Origin of the sequence: Streptococcus orisasini (genome assembly GCF_001431045.1) — a bacterium.
Classification (GTDB): domain Bacteria; phylum Bacillota; class Bacilli; order Lactobacillales; family Streptococcaceae; genus Streptococcus; species Streptococcus orisasini.
Window position 1 is genome coordinate 1 of sequence record NZ_BCLE01000002.1, and the last position, 18,882, is coordinate 18,882.

The window sequence follows — 18,882 nt, forward strand, 5'->3', positions numbered from 1 at the left end:
CCAAACCGCCAATAATCTGCAGGGCCATCTTTTGCTTTGCTGTCAAACCTTCGTTAATCTTCTTAAAAATCTTTAAAAAATCATCAAGAAAGCCGACGGTTCCGTAAATTAAAACAATGAATAAAATAGCCAAAGTTGCGCCAAAGCCCGAATCCTTTACAAGATTAACAAGAAAGGCAAATATAAAAGTTACCAAGACAGCAACTGCAAGAAAGACAGTCCCTCCCATGGTCGGAGTTCCCGCTTTAGCTAGATGCTGCTTAACATCCTCATGCATCTGCTGACCGTTAATTTTTTTCAGCTGATAGAATCGGATGAAAAAGGGCATAGCAAGAACGGTCAAGATAAAAGACACAATTCCTGCAATGATTATAGTGGTTAACATGTTAATCTCCTAAGGTTATTCTTATTTTTTTCAGATTTTTAAGTTTACTCTCGGCACTAATGCTTTGCTTGATAACTTTTCCGGATTTTTTCCCCTTGAAAGTTACGTGAATACCAGTCCAGTCTTCGAATTTTTTGACATTTTTCTTGCTCCATCCATACATATCAGGCATGGTTTCAAAGTGACTGGTTAACATTAAAATTTGCTGGTTTTCTTTTAAGTTTGAACCGGCAGCTACAGACGTTTTGGTGATTTTATTGCCTGTTCCAAGCACGATAGGATGAACCAGATTCTGACGAAGTTCATCAGCCGTAGCACCTGGACTTTTGCCAATAACATTCGGCAGACGGTATTTGGTCTGCTGGTCTTCCGGCGTTTCAACCGGTGACAGCAAAGTATCCTTCATCAAGGTTGCTTCTTCCAAGACAGGATTAACCACATCCTGCCAAAAAGCAACACTAAAGGTTTTTGGCTGCTGCAGGGTTACATACATCATAAAGTCTGGATTTTCAGATGGAACCATGGCAACAACCGAATAGATATAATCATTGCCTCCGGTCAGATAGCCTGAACCATCTTCAGAAGCAATCTCAGCTGTTCCGGATTTCACAGCGACGGATTGGTTGCCGACCTTGATAACAGGTCCTCCTAAATCTTTTGAATAAAGGGTTCCATAATATGGATCTGTTCCAACAGTCACCATGTACTGCCGGGTTTGCTTGGCAGCATCTGCTGATACAGGATTGCCGACAACTTCTTTTTTAGCTGTCCGGCTGGTTCCTGTTTTAGGATCATAAATTTTTGTGATGAATTGAGGCTCCAGCATCACACCATCGTTTGATACGGATGAAAAAGCCCTCAGCATTTGCGTCTGCGTCACTCCGATACCCTGACCAAAAGCACTCATGGCAATTGTAACCGTATTATCAGATGGCAGCAGTCCTGAGGCTTCACTTCCCATACCAAAACGAGTTGGCAGGCCAAAGCGGTAGTCGCTGAGGTAACGAAGCCATTTATCATTGCCCATCTTTTGCTCCAGCAAGGTCATTCCGACATTACTTGAATAGGCAAAACTTTGAGCAAAAGTCAGATAGCCTCCCTGAGAAATACCTTCATTGACAGCCCAGTCTTTGATGGTGGCATCAGCCAGAGAGAGACTGGCATTGTTATAGGTCTCATTGGGATTGAAAACACCTTCGTCAATAGCTGCTGCAAGCAGCATGACTTTCATGGTTGAGCCGGGCTCGTAGTTGGTCTGATAAAGGGTATTTTGCCAGGTGAATCCCTTAGCATCCAATCCTTCCTTGGTATCTGAATTAAAGCTAGGGCGCTGTGAGGTTGCTAAGATTTCTCCCGTCTTAGCATTGACAAGCGTCGCACTTGCCTGAACACCCTTGGCCTTGCTTTGGAAGGTATCCATCTGTGTTTCCAAATAGGTCTGGATGGGAGCAGACAAGGTCGTATAGACATCTTTTCCATCCACTGCTTTTTTGACAGTTGTCGCAGCCCCCAGCAAGGTATTGCCGTTTTTATCTTTTTCGTAGGTCACTTGTCCGTCTTTCCCGGACAAAAGCTTATCAAGAGCAGCTTCCATGCCTGTTGCACCAACCAGGCTCTTGCTGCCGTCCTTATTTTCTTTGACCTGCGCTAAGCCGATGAACTGTGATGCAAAAGTGCCGTTTGGGTACATACGGCCGGGACTTGTCGTGAAAGCAACTCCCTTAATCTTTGCATCCTCAAGCGCCTTGGTCACAGCTGTCATCGTGCTGTAGGTGATATTTGACCCTTTGGTCCCAAAAGAAACCTGAGTTAATTTTTTTTGCTCCAGCTGAGAAATAACATATTTTTTATCCATGCCCAGATGCTGATTGAGAATATCCGCAACCTTATTGTACTGATAAGGCTGCACATAAAGTTTCTCTCCGGCAGTTGACACATAGGATTTATCAATAACAGCGTAGACATTATAGGTTGTTGAGTCTTCGGCAATAGGATTGCCGTTACGGTCGTAAATCGTTCCGCGCTTAGCCTGAACTTTTTGCACTGTCTGGTAAACAGATGATGCGCCCTTAGATAAGTTTACACCGAACTTTCTGTCTGTTCCGATAATGATAATAAAATTGATAATAAAAACAAAAAAGACAAAGACAGACAAAATCATTAAATTTTGTCCGACACGCTCGCGGTTTTTCTCAGGTGTCCTGCGATCACCTATGACATAGTCTAAAAATCTCTTTTTAAAGTTTTTCATAGGCTAGTCCACCTTCTTAATATTATCTTTTTGAACAGTCATGCCCGCCTTCTGAGCAATATCGGCGATCCGATCATAGCGACTCAGCTCATTGACCTCTTGCTTGGCATTGTTGTATTCTGTTTCCTTGTCATTGATCTGGCTGTTTAAATGGCTGATTTCCTGCTGAATCTGCAGGCTGCGGCTCTGCAGGTAAATAATGCTGATAGACAGTGTGATAGCCGTAATGATGATGGCACCATAAAAAGCCTTTTCCAATCTAGTAAAGGTTCTGATACGTTTTTGCAAGGCTTGCGAAATAGCTTCGCTGCGTTTTTCATTTGTCATGGTTTTTCTCTATTTTCGAATTTTTTGAATGACTCGCAATTTAGCAGAATGCGCACGATTATTAGCCTCAATCTCTGCCTGACTGGGCAGAATCGGCTTGCGGCTGACCAAAGAAAACTTGGGCTGCCTGTCATCGGGAATAAAAGGAAGACCTTTAGGAACATCAACGACTGTCGCTTCTTTAAACAGCTGTTTTACCAGGCGGTCCTCCAAGGAATGAAAGGTAATCACGGATATCCGTCCGTCTACTGCCAGCAAGTCCATAGCCTGAGATAAAGACTCCTCAGCAGCTCCCAGTTCATCGTTGACTTCAATTCGGATGGCCTGAAAAATCTGTTTTGCAGGGTGTCCTTTTTTCTTAAGCTCCTTAGCAGGCTTGGCTGACTTAATAATTTCTGCCAGCTCTCCGGTCGTGGCAATTGCCTTTTCTTTTCTGGCATTTTCAATTTTTCGCGCGATCTGTTTGGAAAATTTATCCTCGCCATACTTAAAGAAAATGCGCACTAAATCATGATAATCATAGGTATTTACGACATCAAAAGCCGTCAGCTTAGCTTCTTGATTCATTCGCATGTCAAGCGGTGCATCCTTTTTATAAGAAAAACCGCGTTCTCTTTCATCCAGCTGAGGGCTTGATACGCCTAGATCATAGCAAATGCCGTCAATTTCAAAGACTTTTTCCTCAGCCAGACATTCCTTTAGATTGCGAAAGTTATCCTTAATAAAAGTAACCTGACCCGCTTCAATATACGGCTGCAGGCGTTTTTGGGCATTAGCAATAGCGTTTTGATCCTGATCAAAACAATACAGATGCCCCTTTTTGCTAAGTTTTGAGAGCAAATACTCACTGTGCCCCGCACCGCCGAGCGTAGCATCAACATAGATGCCATCAGGCTTAACGTCAAGCCTGTCAATGGCCTCATGCAAAAGCACCGTGATATGATGAAAATCATTAGTCATAAGTTTTATTTTACCACACTTTTATTCTATAATAAACCAAAAAGAGAAAGCTCATTTGTTTAATTCCATAAGAAATTTCCCTTCCTTTTAATCTGCTGTCAAAAAGCATGTCCTTTCCTGCTCAGCTGTTTACTTGATAGTGCCATTAAGCTGAAAGCTCTGATAAGAACAAAAAGGATCGGCAAACATGTCCGATCCCTATAATCGTTACTATCCAGCTGCCAGTGAGTACCTTGCAGCTTTATTCTCTGATTTGCCCCTGTCCGTTGATATAGAATTTGGTGCTGGTCAGAGCTTCCAATCCCATAGGGCCGCGGGCATGTATTTTTTGCGTTGAAATCCCGATTTCTGCCCCCAGACCAAAAACAAAACCATCGGTAAAGCGAGTTGAAGCATTGACATAGACTGCTGCAGAGTCCACCTCATCTTGGAAACGCTCAGCCGATACGAGATCTCGGGTAATGATGGATTCTGAGTGGTGGCTGCTGTAAGTATTTATCCAGCTGATGACTTCATCAAGAGTATCCACAGTTTTAACTGACATGATATAGTCTAAAAACTCGGTGCCATAGTCTTTTTCGCTTGCCGGTTTAGCATTTTGAAGAAAGGCCAGCGCTGATGGATCCGCACGAAATTCAACAGGCTGAACTTTTTGAACAGCAGCCTCCAGTTTTGGTAAAAACTGCTCGGCTATTTTTTTATGAACTATGAGAGACTCAGCAGCATTGCAGACACTTGGGCGAGAGGTCTTCGCATTGATTACAATGTTAACTGCCATATCAAGATCGGCAGACTCATCAACGTAAATGTGTACGTTACCGACACCTGTTTCAATGAAAGGCACCTTGGATTTTTCTTTAACTGTCTGAATCAAACGGGCACTGCCGCGCGGGATCAAGACATCAATATAATCCACTGCCTGCATCAGTTCTTCTGCCACTGCATGGCTGGTGTCTTCAACCAGCTGCACAATATTAGCATCAATTCCAAAATCAGATAAGGTCTTGCGAAGCACCCCGACCAAGGCCTTATTGGAATTAATAGCATCACGGCCGCCCCGCAAAATAATAGCATTGCTGGTTTTAAAAGCCAAGCTGAAAGCATCCACCGAAACATTGGGCCGACTTTCAAAAATCATGGCAATGACACCCAGAGGCACACGCTTTTGAACGATTTTAAGACCATCTAAATTGGTATAGCCGCGAACCACCTGACCGATTGGATCCTGAAGATCAGCCACCTGACGGACGCCCTCAGCGATTCCTTCAATCCGTTCAGCATCCAAACGCAGTCTGTCTGCCATAATATCAGAAATGCCATGCTCTTTGGCACTGGCAATATCATGCGCATTTTCAGCCAAAATATAATCAGTCTGAGCCAGCAGATTTTCAGCTGCCTGTCTGAGTATCTGATTTTTTTCCGCCGTTCCCAGCTTAGTCAGACTAAGGCTGGCTTTTTTAGCTTTGCGTCCTAACTCATCAATGTAGGTCATCACTCCACCTCATTTCCTTTTTGGATAAACCATGTTCCCAGATTGGCACCGTCCAGCATGCGCAGAATATCACGCGGATTGGCACCATTCATGAGGATCATCTGTCCTTTGCTGTCAAATACCATCTGAGCACTTTGAAGTTTGCTGATCATGCCGCCTGTTCCGAATTTGCTGCCGGCGCCGCCCGCTGATTTTAGAATATCATCGGTAATCTCTGACACCTGCTGATACAAAACGGCATCCTCATAAATCGTCGGATTCTTGTCATAGAGGCCGTCAATGTCTGACAGCATAACCAGCAGATCTGCTTTGGTAATCTTAGCAACGACAGCCGAGAGGCGGTCATTGTCTCCGAACTTAGTGGCATGATCCATTTCATCAACACTGGTCGCATCATTTTCATTGACAATCGGCACAATTCCCATAGACAAAAGAGTTTCAAAGGTATTAGTTACATTGGCAAGACTTTCAGGATATTCTATAACATCACGCGTCAGCAGAATTTGTGAAACATTAGTCTGATAGTGTGAGAAAATCTGTGAGTACAGGCTCATCATGGCTACCTGACCAACACTTGAAACCGCCTGCTGCTGGGCTATTTCAACTGGGCGCTTGTCCAGTCCCAGAACGTCTAAACCGAATCCTACAGCACCAGACGATACCAGGACAACCTCCTTGCCCTTATTCATGAGACTGGCTATGACGAAGGCTAGCTGGTCTATTTTTTCTAGATTGATTTTCCCATTTGGCAGAACAAGAGAGCTTGTTCCGATTTTGATAACCAAACGCTTAACTGTTTCAAAATTTCGTTTCATAAGAAGAATTATACTATAAAACGCCTAAAGATGCACTGATATTTTAGGAATATTAAAAATTGATCCATCATTTTTTCATCTAATTAATTTTAAAATTTAATATAATTGCAATAAAAATTTTGTGGAATTTTATCAAAATAATGATAAGCTATTTAAGTTGATTAAAATGAACTAACAAAGAAAAGAAAGGAAGTTTAATGCAAAAGAAAATTTTTAGCAAACGTAAAAGCAAGATTTTTGGGCTTTGCGGAACTATTTTAACAATGGCAGCTATTGCTTTAGCAACAGCAGGGCCTGTACAGGCTGAGGATAGTCAGGCTCAGGTAGCACCACAAATTACCCAGACAGCAGAGAGTCAAACTCCAGCAGCTGCAGTATCAACACAGGCTGACAGTTCTTCTGCTGCAGACCAAGCAGCTACAACAAGTACACCTGAACAAGTCACAGACGCAGCACCTGTTTCTCAGGAAGCTGCTCCTCTAAAAGCCGATACAGCTGAACTCCCTCAGACAAATACAGCTGAAGAGACAAACAGCACTTCGGATGCTCTTCAAACCCCTCAGACAAGTACTTCAGATGTTAAAACAGCTGATGCAGCGGCAGCTCCTGCTCAAAATCAAACCGAGCAGCCTGCAAAAAACACAGCTAACGCACCAGAAAACAACGCTAATAAGCCTGCAGCAAACGCTAGCAAGCCAGCAACCACTGCTGATAAAGCGACAGCAAAGGTTTATGATAGTGTAAACTTCAACGACGATCTTACGTCAATTGCCAAAATTGCTAAGGTAGCGGATATTGTTTACAACGGCACAAGAGATGAATACATCACAATTGACGATCCCAGCCAGCCCTATCAGCCTAACACCACAGAAATTGCTAAGTATCTTAACCAATACTTAACAGAGCTGCGTCAGATTAACGGCATTGATTTTCCTGTTCCTCCGGTTGATCAAATCATGCAGGACTTTGCTCAGGCTCGCGCTAACGAAGAAGCAGCAGAATCTGATGGTTTAGAGCATGATACTAAATTACCATTTCCTCAAGGTATCACCTGGTATGTCGAAAACGGACACATGGATAACAATCTTCGCCGTACCAATGCTAAGGGACAGACTATTGCTTCAGACAAAGCAACTGCCTACTACCTCGCTCTCAACTGGTTTGCGGATTATTTCAATATTATGGGTGATCCAAATGATGGTCTGACATCGTTCGGTCACGCCATCAGTATGCTGTCATCTTCTGGAAGCGGCATGGGCTTGGGAATTGCTGATGGTCAAGGCGGTGAAAGCAAGTCATGGTATGCTGAGCTCGTCTTTGGAGGTAACGGCAACAATTCCGATGAACAAGGATTCACTTCTCAAAAAGATGCTAATGGCAATTGGGTCCTTTACTACAATGGCAACCCTGTTAAATTCTTGCCAAATACAACCTTCCATTACCTAACCAGTAGCAACTCTGATGCTAATCCGCAAGATCCAGGAGCAAAACCAGGCGCTGATGATAACAAGGCAGCAGATCCTCTGCCAGACACTCCTCAAAATCAGCCAAATGCTCCTCAAAATCCAGAAGCTAGATGGCTTGATCCATCTGATTCACAGGCAGCTAAGCCAAATGAAAATGCTCTTGATCCTGTTTTAGCTGAAAAAGCTCCTCAAACAGCTAAGGTCATTAGTAAAACTACAGCTTCTCTTCCTGAAACAGGCAGTAAAACTTCTTTGCTAATGACTGTTTTAGGAATAGGCCTGACTCTTATAGGGGTGGGCTTGATAGCATTTAAAAATAGAAACAAGAATTAAGAGCAGCTAATAAAATAGGTTCGACTCTTTATCTGAAATAATAAATTAAAAGACTCTGTAATCTCAGCAAACGGTCATTTCCGTTTTAACGATTACAGAGTCTCTTTTTATAGTAAATATGGTTAAGTTGCTTGAGCCACCTGTTCTTCAGATAAAGCCTGTTTTTCGCTTAAGCAGTTTTATTTGAACGCTGGTTCAGCCAAGCACTAATTACGACAACAATTGCTACAAAGGCAATAATGCCGGCAATTAAGACACCTGAGCCCAATTGTCCAAGTTTACCTAAAATGAATCCTGGAATCAGATAATCGGTATCAGCAAAGGTTGAAGCTGCCATATTCAAAGTACCCAGAAGCGGCAAAATAAGCAGCGGCAGCCAGCTTAAGAGGACACCATTAAAAGCAGAGCCAAGCACAGCTCCTTTGCGGCCGCCTGTTGCATTGCCGTATACACCAGCGGCAGCACCGCAGAAGAAATGTCCGACAACACCTGGAATAATGACTGTCGTATGCAGACCAATCATGATGAGCATAGAAATGGTTCCCACAATAAAACTGGTGAAAAAGCCGATTAAAACAGCATTAGGGGCATAAGAAAAGATAATCGGAACATCAAGAGCTGGTTTAGAATCTGGCACCCATTTTTTAGCAATGCCTTGGAAAGCCGGAACAATTTCGGCTAATACCATACGTACCCCTTGAAGGACGATAACAAAACCTGCTGTGAAGGTACCAGCCTGAATAACCGCATAGACAAAGGCACTGGTTCCATCGCTCAAATTCTTTTCAACATAAGCCGGACCTGCAGCCAGCGTCAAGACAATATAAACCAGACTCATCAACAGCATAATTGAAACTGTTGAATCCCGTAGAAAACCAAAGGACTTTGGCACATTGATTTCTTCTGTTGATTTTGATTCATCACCAAACCATTTTCCAATCCAGCCGGCAGCAGCATAGCCGATATTGCCAGTATGGCCCATGGCTACCTTGTCATTGCCAGTTATTTTTCTCATAAAAGGCTGGCACAGCGCTGGTGTGACTGTCAATAAAGTTCCTTCAAATAGACCGCCCAGCAAAATAACCAGAGCATTGGCTTTAATACCAGCGCTCATTAGGATAACAGCGGTAATACAGGAGACATACATCATAGCCTGACCTGTCAAAAAGAGGTACTTGAAGCGGGTAAAGCGAGCCAGCAGAATATTGACAATCATTCCGACAAACATAATCAAGGCCGTTTGACTTCCATAATCCTTTAGAGCAATTGCCACAACAGCTTCGTTGCTTGGAACCACCCCTTGGGTATGAAGGGCTGTCTGAAACATCTTGGCAAAGGGAGCCAAGGCATTTTGTAGCACTCCTGCACCGCCTGTTAATACCAAAAAACCAACAACAGTCTTAATAGTTCCTGACATGATGTCAGAAAATTTTTTCTTCTGCAAAATCAGACCAATCAGAGCAATCAGCGCAACAAGGATTGCTGGCTGCGTAACAATCGAAACAAATAAATTCAGTATACTTTTCATGACCGAGACTCTCCTTTAATCTCCAGAATTAACTGTGCGCAATCCCATTATCGTCTAAGAGCTGCAAAACTTTTTCCTTAATTTCGTCAGCATCAATAATAGAATCCAAAGGGATTATTTTTTCATCAGGAAGATTGGTCAGGGCAGGTACTAAAGTCTTTTCAGCAAAAAAGTAGTCTGCCATACCCTCGCTGATACTGCCTGAATCAGCATGTTCAACAGTGAAATCTTCCATGTTAACACCAGCAGCTTCAAGTGCTGATTCAATATTCATTTGCACCATAAAGCTGGTTCCAAGACCGCTTTGACATACAGCAAAAATTTTCATTGTTTTCCTCCTCCTGCTAACAGTGAGCTAATGGCTTCAACAGTTGAAGCCTGAATAAGTTTTTGTAAGTTTTCCTTTTGCGACAAAAGTCTTGTCAACTCCTTTAAAGCCTCCAAATGTGCCCTATCATCACTGGCTGCCAGACAAATAAAGACACTGATTGGGCGCTTGGGGTCATCCAGCAGATCGACTGGCTGCTCTAATTTTAAAAGGGACAGGCCCTTTTCCAGCACACCGTCTTCTGGCCTGGCATGAGGGAGCGCCAGATGGTCGCCGATATTGATAAAAGGCCCAAATTCTTTTACCTTATCAATCATAGCCTCAATATATCTAGCTTCTATTTTGTGACCATTCAGCAAAGGCTCAGCTGCCCACTGAATGGCCTCCTCCCAGTTTTTGGCTCTTGATTTTATGCGAATATAATCTGCTGTTAATAACTCTTCCAGCATATAGTTTCTCCTTATCATTCATGGCAGAGTTTAGTTATCTGCTCCTGATTATCTCTTAAAAGATGGTCAATAAAATCAGCCGAAGTCAGTTTTTTGATAAACTGATTGAACTGCTCTTTCTCACTTGCTTTGGTTTCTTGATTAAATACCAGCGCCACAATCAGCTCTGTCTCTCCAATAATCGAAGACCACTGCGCAATGGGACAAGCCGCACGAATGATAATAATTCTATTAGAAATCCCTCGGCTGTCAAAATGAGGCATAATGGTTTTATCAGCAATCTGGATGTTTCCTAGCTTTTCTCTTTGCAAGAACTGCTCTTTAATTTCCTCAACAGTCAAACTGCTATCTGTGGCAATAAACTGAGCCAAAAAATCATAAACATCCTTACGGCTTTTTAGATTTTGATTGAGATAGACAGCAAATAAATCATTTTTCATAGCGCAGCTCCTCAATCGCTTTGCGAATTCTTTTTTTATCTTCTGCTGACATCAAAGCACTGACCAAAACTTTTTTGATAGGATTTTTAATCCTACTGTCAACACTTGTAATCAGGAGTTTCACCTCAGGATGGCGCGCAAGTACAGCGTCCGCATTATGGGCAGAAACAACATCAACAATCTCGAGATCACTGAAACTGTTTTCTATTTTTGTCCGAAGCAATTCCGAAATGCCAATTCCTGATGAACACATGACCAAGGCCTTTAAAGGCTGTTTGGACAGCTCTTTAAAACGGACAAAATATAAGGTTAAAAAACCAATTTCATCATGATTGATTTTGGGAATAGCATAGCGCTCGCTGACCATGTCTGACAAATTTCTAAGCTCCTGAAAAATCTCAGGATAACCTGTTTTTATCTGTTCCAACATGCCATTCTTGATGCGAATTTTATTATCCAGCCGCCTCAGCATAGGACTGATATGGTTCCCTAAATCTCTAAAAATCCCATCGCTCGCCTTGATAGTTTGCTGCCTAGTGATTGACATATGCTTAAAATAAAAATCAGTAATGGCTAATACACGCGGTGAAAAACTCTGCTCTGCCGAAAATTCCTCTGTCTGAAAGCGCGAGGAAATAAGATAACTGTATAAATAATACACTTCATCTGAGCTAATGGGACAGCCCATAAACTGAGCAATATCATCAATCACTCTTTGACTCTCTATCTTGAGTGCAGTATCTTCATAAGCTATACTTCCTTGAACAAGATAAGGATGATAATTGTGATGCCTGCTGCGTTCAATCATAATGTACAGATGAGAAAAGATATTAACATTGTAAGGATAAGGAATATTTGCCTTTAAATTCCTTTCAATGGAGTACAGTTCTGATAGAACAAACGAAGCCACATCATAGTTAATTTTGCTGTCATTCTTAGAAAGCGACAGATTATCTAAATCAATCATACTAAAAGTAGATACCAGATCAGCAATGGCACTACGCAGGTCAAATTCACTTCCTGAGACAGACAGTTGTTGGTGTTTTACGGTCAGTTTCAAATGATAATCGCTCAGCTGCTTTTGCAGTTCCAGCTTATCTTTTAAAATCACCGATTCCGAAACAAAATAGTCTTGAGCTAAGTCATAGACAGAAACCGGGCGCGGAGCAATAAGAAGTAAGCGTTCCAAGATCTTATTGCGGCGCTCTAGAAGGGAGTATTCTTCCTGAAAATTTTGAAGATTTCTAGCACTGCTGAGATAAAGTTCTCTGTCCAGAGCCAGTCCCTTGCCTTTTTCAGATAGAATTAATGTTTTGCCACCAGCCTGACTGCCGTTAATCCTTTTAACTAAGCGATAAACAGTCTTGGGAGAAACCCCTAATTCTGATGAGATTTCCTTGGCAGTTGTGAAGCCTTCCTTACGATCCAGCAGGGTCAATAAAACCTTTTCTCTCATATGTTTTGCAATCATACCACTTCCTCACCTGTCTCTCTCATTTTACAATAATAATTGCTTGCGCCAACGCCTTATTTTGTCTCTTTCAGTGGACATTATTTTATTTAGACCGTTTGCTCCTCCAAATAATACTCCATAAAAATCAAGAGTAGAACGGCCTGTCATGAGACTTTCAAAGAATATAAAAAAGCGGAAATTATCCTCAAAGCCATCTAGACTTGAGGTTTTTCCACTTTCTTATTTCTAGTTAATAGCCTTTCACAGCAACAAATGCCGGCAATTAAGACTTGGGGCTTTAAAATTTCTAGAGTAAATAACTCTCGTTGCAGCTAACAAGAGACCTAACATCTAATCAAGCTGATTAGCCGTCCTATTTTTGTCCCACTCTCACTTACTTATATTTCGCGATTAACATCGCTCTTTAATTCAAAAAAAGGCTTGATGTCCTGAACGTATTCCAAAACACCTTGAAATTCCCCTTTGGCATCACGAACCGCGGCATAGGTAACGTAAACAAATTTGCCCAAACTCTCAGATTGAAACCACATCTCTACTTTGTTTTTTTGCCCTGAGCGCAGCAGCTCAAAGACTTTTTTAACCTTGTCCAGAACTTTAGGTGGATGGCATAGTTCCACATGACGGCCCACTTGGCTGGGAGTACGTTTAAAGACCATCTCTTCAGTCGGAACACTGTCATTGTAATATTGAAAAATATCGTCCTTATTAACAAAAGTGATTTCCAGCGGCAGATGATTGAGAATCAAATTGGCCTCTTCAACAGATAAAAATCCGTTACCAAAGGCTTGCGGTGTGGTGCGATCTGCCACTGCTTCTTTTTCCTTTGGCGTGAAAGTAATGGTAAATTGACCTTCTGGTGTGTTAATGATTTTTGTATTGGTCAAATCAGTTGAGCTGTCTGCTGGGGCTTGGTCAAGAGCGTCAGCCACTTCCTTGTCAGAAGTCGCTGCGCCAGCTTCATTTTCAAAAGATTCACGGTGCGGCACCCATTTTTTGAGCGGTTTGATAATAGCATAGCCGTAAACGTCGCTCTCACTGGCTATCTGCAGCCAGTCGTCCTGCGTGAAACTTTCCAGCAAAATCATGAGCAGAATAGCTTCTTCCTTGAAAATCATCTCTTCGAATTCTGCAGCGAAGCTTTCAAATTTTTCATCAAGTTCCTCAATAGAACCATTGGGCAGCTGCTCAAGAGCCAATTGAGCCTCTTTAAACAACTCACGGATATTATCATCTACTCCCCACATAACTTTGGGCGGTGAATCATGTCCATAGCGCTCCATGATGGGGAAAAAGAGATTTTCTTTGCGAACATAATGAGTATGGAACTGCCCCAGCAAGCTAAACTGGTGCTTGAGTCCTTTAAGCAAATCCTTGCGAAATGCTTCGTTCTCAGGTTTCGCATAATTTTCAATAATTCGGCGGATGCGCATAAGAGCTGCTCGCAAAGCGAGATTTTCATCCTTAAAAACTTTGACCGGATGGCCTTCTTGCTCAGCATCTGGCACATCTACATCAGAAATAGCCCCCTTAAAAAGATTGGCATGAACATTGCACAAATCCATAACATCTTCAAAGGTAATTCCAGTATCAGAATTCATGAGTTCGTGCTCCATCATGGAAATTTCAATAGCCGAAACGCCCTTGAAATGCTGATTGAAGCGCTCTTGAACGGACTCTGCACTAGCGCCATGATGGAGTTCTAATAAAATGTCTTTTAAAACTTCAATTCTATTATCAGTCATCAGAACCTCCAATCACTTCGTAGCCGTTGAATTCCAAAGTTTGCTTAATCTTGTCTAAAGGAATTCCTGTCATTTTGGAACCAGTTTTTAGGCTGGTGACCTTACCGACTGTGTTTAACATAGCAGGATTAGCCAGCGGCTTAAAACCAAGCTCCACCAGAATATCCTTGAGCTCAGGATGTGCTTTGATAATCTCTGCAACAGGTTTTGATAAATCTATCGTATTATTCATAAGAATACCTCACATTAGGATTGATATCCTTATTATAACGAAAACCAAGCAGAAATTCATACACCAACAAAGCTTTTTAAGTTTTAGCTTGGGTTCTTTCTTCTTGCAAAAAGCGACAAACATCATCAAGCATCAACTGACGCTGATTGTTGTCACCAGATAAGATGTGATCTGCCTCTTTGATCAAATGATAATCAGCATTTTTATAAACAGCATAATAACGCTCAGATGCGATAGGATCAACAACTCGATCCGCATCACCATGAACCAGCAGAACAGGGCCTTGATAAACCTTTGCCACCTCATAAATAGGCAGGGTTTGGGCAGATCTGAAATAATCTCCGCTAACAGTAAATCCGTCTACAATAACACTGTCAGGAATATGATGAGGATCATAAAATACCCCTTGACACTCGCCCTTAAGGGCATCATCTTTGAGTGTTGCTGCCGGTGATAGCAAGATCAACTTGTCAATAACATCTGAGAAGTAGCCTGCCAGCATACTAGCAACAACACCTCCTTGAGAATGTCCAAGCAGGTAAATCTCTTTAGCCTTTACAGTATGACGGACATAATCAATAATTTTCATACCATCTAAAATCTCACTCCAGACAGTCTTATCCTGAAATTTACCGTCACTCTTTCCACAGCCGCTAAAATCAAAGCGAATTGTAGGAAATCCAGCGGCATTTAGCGACTGAGCCAAATCATTGAGCAGTTTTCCTTTTTGATAGCCCAGATTGCCCTTAAAACCGTGCATCAGAATGACTATTTTATCATTCTCGATCGTTTTGCTTCCTTCCAGCAGCCCAAACAAAGTCAAACCATCTCTTTGAATCGTGATTTCCATATTAAACTGTCTCCTTGTCTAATCATTTTGTAAAGCTTCAAACTTAGCCTTCATGGTTGGATTTTTGCGGGTCAGCTTTTTGACGGAAACATCGTCCAGTTTATTGTTGGCCAGACGCAGCTGATTTTCCGAAGTCGTCAAAGCAGCCTTAACAGCTTCCATGCGCTTGATAGCCTTATCGATTTCATCAATAGCTTTTTGGAAATTTTTACTAGCTGAATTATAATTCTTAGCAAAGGCGTTTTTGAAGGTTTCCAAATCATCTTCAAAATGTGTGATGTCAATATTTTGCTCGCGCACCAAGGCCAGCTCTTGCTTGTACTTGAGCGAATTGAGCGCCGCATTGCGCAAAAGTCCAATCAGCTGAATAAAGAACTGGGGCCGCACCACATACATCTTTTCGTACTCATGACTGACATCCACAATCCCTGTGTTGAAATAATCGTTGTCGGCTTCCAGCATGGTCACAAGAACCGCATATTCACACTTCTTCTCGCGGCGATCCTTGTCCAGTTCCTTGTAAAAATCACTGTTCTTGTGCTTAGTTTTGGTGGTATCTGCCTCATTTTTCATCTCAAACATGATGGAAAGAAGCTCAACACCGTTTTCATCAGTTTCACGAAAAATAAAGTCCCCTTTGGAATTAGATGCAGACGACACCTCATTATCCTTACCAAAATAGGCATTTGGAAAGGCATAAGAGCGAACCTTGTTAAACTCACTTTCAGCATAAGCTTCTAAACTCTCACCAATAGCCTTGGTCGATTGCTGCGCCTTAAAGTTTTTGTAGAATTCGACTTGTTCATTAGCCGCCTTGAGTTGGGCTTCGTAATCGCTGCGCACTGAAGATAATTGCAGTTCTGCTTCTTTTTCTTGCAGTACTAATTGATTTTGAGCCTCATCACGCTTTTTTTCAACAGCTGCAACAGCTTCGACTAGACTATTTTTATTTTCCAGCGATAAACGCTCAAGTTGATTTTGAACCTCAACCAATTCTTTATCTTTCTTAGATAGCGCTTGACTTAGTTCTAAATCTTTTACGGAAGATAAATTTTCTAATTGTGCTTTAAGTTCTGTGATTTCTGTTTCTTTTTTGCTAAGTGCTTGCTGTTTTTCTAAGGTAAAAGATTGTTTTAATTGCTCGATTTGAGCAGATAAATCTGATAATTCCTTGTCTTTTTCTGTCAACGCTTGTGTCAATTCAAGGTCTTTTACAGAAGTTAGATTTTCCAATTGCGATTTCAACTCAGTAATTTCTTGTTCTTTTTCAGCTAAAGCATCTTTGATTTTTAGTTGTGCTTGTTCTGCAGATGCTTCTAGTTGGGTACTGAGCTTAGCAACTTCTTCATTCTTTTCAGCCAATTCCTGATCCTTTTGGGTCACCTGTGACTGTAACTCATTTTTGGCTTTTTCTTCCAAAAGTGCTTTTTCCCGCTCCAAGCGCTCATGAATTTCCTTGTCAAATTCAGCGCTACGCACCTGAGCCAAAAGCTGGCTGTATTCTGTTTCATTGATAGTAAAGACCGTCCCACAATGCGGACATTTGATTTCGTTCATAAGTTCTCCTTTAATTGATACTTTCTATCTCTATTGCTGCCTTTAGAATCTGATAACCCTGGCTTAACAATCTGACATTACAGGATTTAATGACATCAAATCTAATCCTGAAAAATGAATTAATTTGCCAATCGAATTGTTGGTTAGTTTGGGAATAAAGAACACTTAAAGTTATTATAGCATAGGCAGCTAAACAAAAACCAAGTGTGATTAGTTGGTTATACCTTGGATTTAACTAAAAAACGATCCCGCTATCAACAGGCCTTGCAAAAGCAAGGAAGAATCGTTAATTGTTGAAGTTTATTTGTCAATAGATCGCTAATCAGACCTTCTTCGTTTAAGCGGAATAACATTGTCAAATGTAACTATATCGTTAGCTTTGTATTTGTCGAAAAACTTAAGGTTAAAATTAAAGAGCTGGCTAAAAAACTGTAGACTGACCCTTTGATTGGCACCTAACTGTTCAAGCGTCAGCAAATTATTGGACAGAATAACATCCAGAATACTGCGAACCTTGCTGGGCTTTTTAACAATAAATTCTAAATCCAGCGGTTCAATGGCCTTATACTTCTTTTTAGCAATCTGGCGGTAAAAATAGGAATTCTGTGACGGTGTCAAAAGTCCTAATTTATAGGCTCTGTATTCCAAAGCCTGTATAGAAACATTGTACTGTTTTTTAAGAGCAATATAATTATCTGGATTGCTGACACGCTTGCCCACCATATTGACAAAATCCTGCCTAAATCGCTCCTTAGGCAATAAAAAGCAGGAAGCAAAAAGATTGGCTTCATCTTCCATATCATGATAACCATCCTTGTCCAGCTCATCAAAAGCCACACCCCTATGTAAAAGCAGGTGACCCAATTCATGAGCAAGATCAAAATTGCGACGCACAGCAGACTTACCGACACCTAAAATAATAAAAGGACGCTGGTTTTTAGACCAAGTACTGTAAGCATCTGCCTCACCGTTAATTATTTTTTCAGCCACGTAAATACCTGACTTTTCAATCTGATACATCAAATCGCTGTTATCGTCTGCAACACCAAGCTCCTGTCTGGCCAATTTGGCAATTTCCTCAATAGTCCAGCCTTGATCATAGAATTTACCTGTCTTTTCAACCAAGTCATATATGCTTAAGCGAGGAATCTGAACAAAACTCTCCAAATAATCAATCATACAGCTGAGTTTATGAAGGTAGGCCTGCTGAATAGAGATGACTTTTTTTGCTAGACTGTCACCATTCCTAAAAGCAATCGAACTGGTATCAAAAGTTTCTGGCACAGATTCCTGTTCAAAGTAATCTGTATTAACATAAAATAAATGAGCAAGCTGAAACTGTGTAGACATCTTAGGCACAGCATAACCTGACTCAAACTGCCAAACAGCTTGTTCTGTCAAATTCAGCTGAGCAGCTAGCTCCTGCCTGCTCATACCGTTTAAAAGTCGCAGCTCTTTCAAGAGTTGACCGTTAAACATGATAACACCTCTTTTAAATTTTATTGTTGTTTTTGAATTTGCGTTTTGGGAATATAACCAAATTCTTCAAAGTCAGAAATATCACTGGAAAGATGGGATAAGTCTTTATATTTTTCATCATCAAAGGTAATTGTACTTGAGGCAATATATCCCGATAAGTCTTGTAAAAAATAAATATTTCTATCAGAATCCAGCATAACAACTTGAATAGCCTTAATGTTATTTTCCTCATCAACCTCATGTGTTATAATAAAAAAATTATTATAAGCACTCAGGTTGGACTGCGTCATTTTCAATTCCTCAGGAGAAAGCAATTCAATTTGGATGGTTTGCGGCAAAATAGCGTCATCAGATTTTAAATATTTTTTAACATAATCATCGTTTAAAGCAGAATAATTTAAAAGATACTTGCTTTCATTTTTGCTGCCATTTTTAAAAACTTGATTCAAGCGCTTTGAACCTTTAATAATAAACAATGATCTGCCAAAATTCTTAACATCTATATCAAATTCTAAATATCCCCAAGAATGGCCAGCCTTTTGCAGAGTATAATGATTGATAAATGATAAATCTGCCAAGGCATTATCTAAATGATTGGCTTTCACCCAAGCATAAGCACTGGAAATTTTCATCGTCTTCCTTTTAACAAAACGTTCATCAATATAATCACGATAACCTTTTAAAATTTGGTTTACCACTTCCTGCGCTTGTTGTTCATTAAATACTTCTACTTGATTTGACAATAAAAAACACCCCCTTCATTGGTTGTATTAA

General features: G+C 41.1%; 17 protein-coding genes and 2 pseudogenes. 1 reads left to right on the forward strand and 18 read right to left on the reverse strand.

The window, feature by feature from the left end:
- The 6 genes and pseudogenes from SCSH_RS00015 to proB form a co-directional block, all read right to left on the reverse strand.
- Positions 1-385: pseudogene (locus SCSH_RS00015) on the reverse strand (phospho-N-acetylmuramoyl-pentapeptide-transferase); the annotation flags it as partial.
- Between the two features lies 1 nt (position 386).
- Complete coding sequence (pbp2x, locus tag SCSH_RS00020) at positions 387-2,636, reverse strand: penicillin-binding protein PBP2X (protein ID WP_057489859.1); 2,250 nt, start codon at positions 2,634-2,636, stop codon at positions 387-389.
- 3 nt (positions 2,637-2,639) lie between these two features.
- A complete protein-coding gene (gene ftsL / locus SCSH_RS00025; RefSeq protein WP_027974873.1) occupies positions 2,640-2,963 on the reverse strand; it encodes a cell division protein FtsL in 324 nt (107 codons plus the stop codon).
- A 9-nt stretch (positions 2,964-2,972) separates the two neighbouring features.
- Positions 2,973-3,923 (reverse strand): 16S rRNA (cytosine(1402)-N(4))-methyltransferase RsmH, encoded by a 951-nt coding sequence (gene rsmH, locus SCSH_RS00030; RefSeq protein WP_057489860.1) that lies wholly within the window; start codon positions 3,921-3,923, stop codon positions 2,973-2,975.
- A 241-nt stretch (positions 3,924-4,164) separates the two neighbouring features.
- Complete coding sequence (locus SCSH_RS00035) at positions 4,165-5,415, reverse strand: glutamate-5-semialdehyde dehydrogenase (RefSeq protein WP_057489861.1); 1,251 nt, start codon at positions 5,413-5,415, stop codon at positions 4,165-4,167.
- Positions 5,415-6,230, reverse strand: coding sequence for a glutamate 5-kinase (gene proB, locus SCSH_RS00040; protein ID WP_057489862.1), 816 nt, complete (start codon positions 6,228-6,230; stop codon positions 5,415-5,417). The genes SCSH_RS00035 and proB overlap by 1 nt, the downstream gene beginning before the upstream one ends.
- Positions 6,231-6,427: 197 nt before the next feature.
- Here proB and SCSH_RS00045 point away from each other — a divergent pair, with 197 nt between their 5' ends.
- Complete coding sequence (locus tag SCSH_RS00045) at positions 6,428-8,029, forward strand: LPXTG cell wall anchor domain-containing protein (protein ID WP_057489863.1); 1,602 nt, start codon at positions 6,428-6,430, stop codon at positions 8,027-8,029.
- A 169-nt stretch (positions 8,030-8,198) separates the two neighbouring features.
- Here SCSH_RS00045 and ulaA read toward each other — a convergent pair whose 3' ends face one another.
- The 12 genes and pseudogenes from ulaA to SCSH_RS00100 all read right to left on the reverse strand — a co-directional run bounded on the left by ulaA (position 8,199) and on the right by SCSH_RS00100 (position 18,851).
- Positions 8,199-9,557 (reverse strand): PTS ascorbate transporter subunit IIC, encoded by a 1,359-nt coding sequence (ulaA, locus tag SCSH_RS00050; RefSeq protein ID WP_057489864.1) that lies wholly within the window; start codon positions 9,555-9,557, stop codon positions 8,199-8,201.
- 28 nt (positions 9,558-9,585) lie between these two features.
- The gene (locus tag SCSH_RS00055) at positions 9,586-9,885 is read right to left on the reverse strand and encodes a PTS sugar transporter subunit IIB (RefSeq protein WP_057489865.1); all 300 of its coding nucleotides are present in this window, start codon (positions 9,883-9,885) and stop codon (positions 9,586-9,588) included.
- A complete protein-coding gene (locus tag SCSH_RS00060; protein WP_057489866.1) occupies positions 9,882-10,334 on the reverse strand; it encodes a PTS sugar transporter subunit IIA in 453 nt (150 codons plus the stop codon). The genes SCSH_RS00055 and SCSH_RS00060 overlap by 4 nt, the downstream gene beginning before the upstream one ends.
- Positions 10,335-10,348: 14 nt before the next feature.
- A complete protein-coding gene (locus SCSH_RS00065; RefSeq protein ID WP_057489867.1) occupies positions 10,349-10,774 on the reverse strand; it encodes a PTS sugar transporter subunit IIA in 426 nt (141 codons plus the stop codon).
- Complete coding sequence (locus SCSH_RS00070; protein WP_057489868.1) at positions 10,764-12,245, reverse strand: BglG family transcription antiterminator; 1,482 nt, start codon at positions 12,243-12,245, stop codon at positions 10,764-10,766. The genes SCSH_RS00065 and SCSH_RS00070 overlap by 11 nt, the downstream gene beginning before the upstream one ends.
- A 380-nt stretch (positions 12,246-12,625) precedes the next feature.
- Positions 12,626-13,990, reverse strand: coding sequence for a DUF438 domain-containing protein (locus SCSH_RS00075; protein ID WP_057489869.1), 1,365 nt, complete (start codon positions 13,988-13,990; stop codon positions 12,626-12,628).
- The gene (locus SCSH_RS00080; protein ID WP_057489870.1) at positions 13,983-14,222 is read right to left on the reverse strand and encodes a DUF1858 domain-containing protein; all 240 of its coding nucleotides are present in this window, start codon (positions 14,220-14,222) and stop codon (positions 13,983-13,985) included. Before SCSH_RS00080 ends, SCSH_RS00075 begins: the two co-directional genes overlap by 8 nt.
- 76 nt (positions 14,223-14,298) lie before the next feature.
- A complete protein-coding gene (locus SCSH_RS00085) occupies positions 14,299-15,072 on the reverse strand; it encodes an alpha/beta hydrolase (protein ID WP_057489871.1) in 774 nt (257 codons plus the stop codon).
- A gap of 18 nt (positions 15,073-15,090) precedes the next feature.
- Complete coding sequence (locus tag SCSH_RS00090) at positions 15,091-16,305, reverse strand: DUF2130 domain-containing protein (RefSeq protein ID WP_442477934.1); 1,215 nt, start codon at positions 16,303-16,305, stop codon at positions 15,091-15,093.
- Between the two features lie 72 nt (positions 16,306-16,377).
- Positions 16,378-16,629: pseudogene (locus tag SCSH_RS11540) on the reverse strand (DUF2130 domain-containing protein); the annotation flags it as partial.
- 318 nt (positions 16,630-16,947) lie between these two features.
- Positions 16,948-18,108: a spr1629 family repressor/antitoxin gene (locus SCSH_RS00095; protein ID WP_057489873.1), complete on the reverse strand. Its 1,161-nt coding sequence runs from the start codon at positions 18,106-18,108 to the stop codon at positions 16,948-16,950.
- A 20-nt stretch (positions 18,109-18,128) separates the two neighbouring features.
- Entirely contained in the window at positions 18,129-18,851 is a 723-nt protein-coding gene (locus tag SCSH_RS00100) for a spr1630 family ClpXP-sensitive toxin (protein ID WP_057489874.1), read from the reverse strand.
- Between the last annotated feature and the right edge of the window lie 31 nt (positions 18,852-18,882).

Coding starts and splice junctions, on each gene's coding strand:
- pbp2x (WP_057489859.1), bottom strand. CDS start 2,636: ATGAAAAACTTTAAAAAGAGATTTTTAGACTATGTCATAGGTGATCGC.
- ftsL (WP_027974873.1), bottom strand. CDS start 2,963: ATGACAAATGAAAAACGCAGCGAAGCTATTTCGCAAGCCTTGCAAAAA.
- rsmH (WP_057489860.1), bottom strand. CDS start 3,923: ATGACTAATGATTTTCATCATATCACGGTGCTTTTGCATGAGGCCATT.
- SCSH_RS00035 (WP_057489861.1), bottom strand. CDS start 5,415: ATGACCTACATTGATGAGTTAGGACGCAAAGCTAAAAAAGCCAGCCTT.
- proB (WP_057489862.1), bottom strand. CDS start 6,230: ATGAAACGAAATTTTGAAACAGTTAAGCGTTTGGTTATCAAAATCGGA.
- SCSH_RS00045 (WP_057489863.1), top strand. CDS start 6,428: ATGCAAAAGAAAATTTTTAGCAAACGTAAAAGCAAGATTTTTGGGCTT.
- ulaA (WP_057489864.1), bottom strand. CDS start 9,557: ATGAAAAGTATACTGAATTTATTTGTTTCGATTGTTACGCAGCCAGCA.
- SCSH_RS00055 (WP_057489865.1), bottom strand. CDS start 9,885: ATGAAAATTTTTGCTGTATGTCAAAGCGGTCTTGGAACCAGCTTTATG.
- SCSH_RS00060 (WP_057489866.1), bottom strand. CDS start 10,334: ATGCTGGAAGAGTTATTAACAGCAGATTATATTCGCATAAAATCAAGA.
- SCSH_RS00065 (WP_057489867.1), bottom strand. CDS start 10,774: ATGAAAAATGATTTATTTGCTGTCTATCTCAATCAAAATCTAAAAAGC.
- SCSH_RS00070 (WP_057489868.1), bottom strand. CDS start 12,245: ATGATTGCAAAACATATGAGAGAAAAGGTTTTATTGACCCTGCTGGAT.
- SCSH_RS00075 (WP_057489869.1), bottom strand. CDS start 13,990: ATGACTGATAATAGAATTGAAGTTTTAAAAGACATTTTATTAGAACTC.
- SCSH_RS00080 (WP_057489870.1), bottom strand. CDS start 14,222: ATGAATAATACGATAGATTTATCAAAACCTGTTGCAGAGATTATCAAA.
- SCSH_RS00085 (WP_057489871.1), bottom strand. CDS start 15,072: ATGGAAATCACGATTCAAAGAGATGGTTTGACTTTGTTTGGGCTGCTG.
- SCSH_RS00095 (WP_057489873.1), bottom strand. CDS start 18,108: ATGTTTAACGGTCAACTCTTGAAAGAGCTGCGACTTTTAAACGGTATG.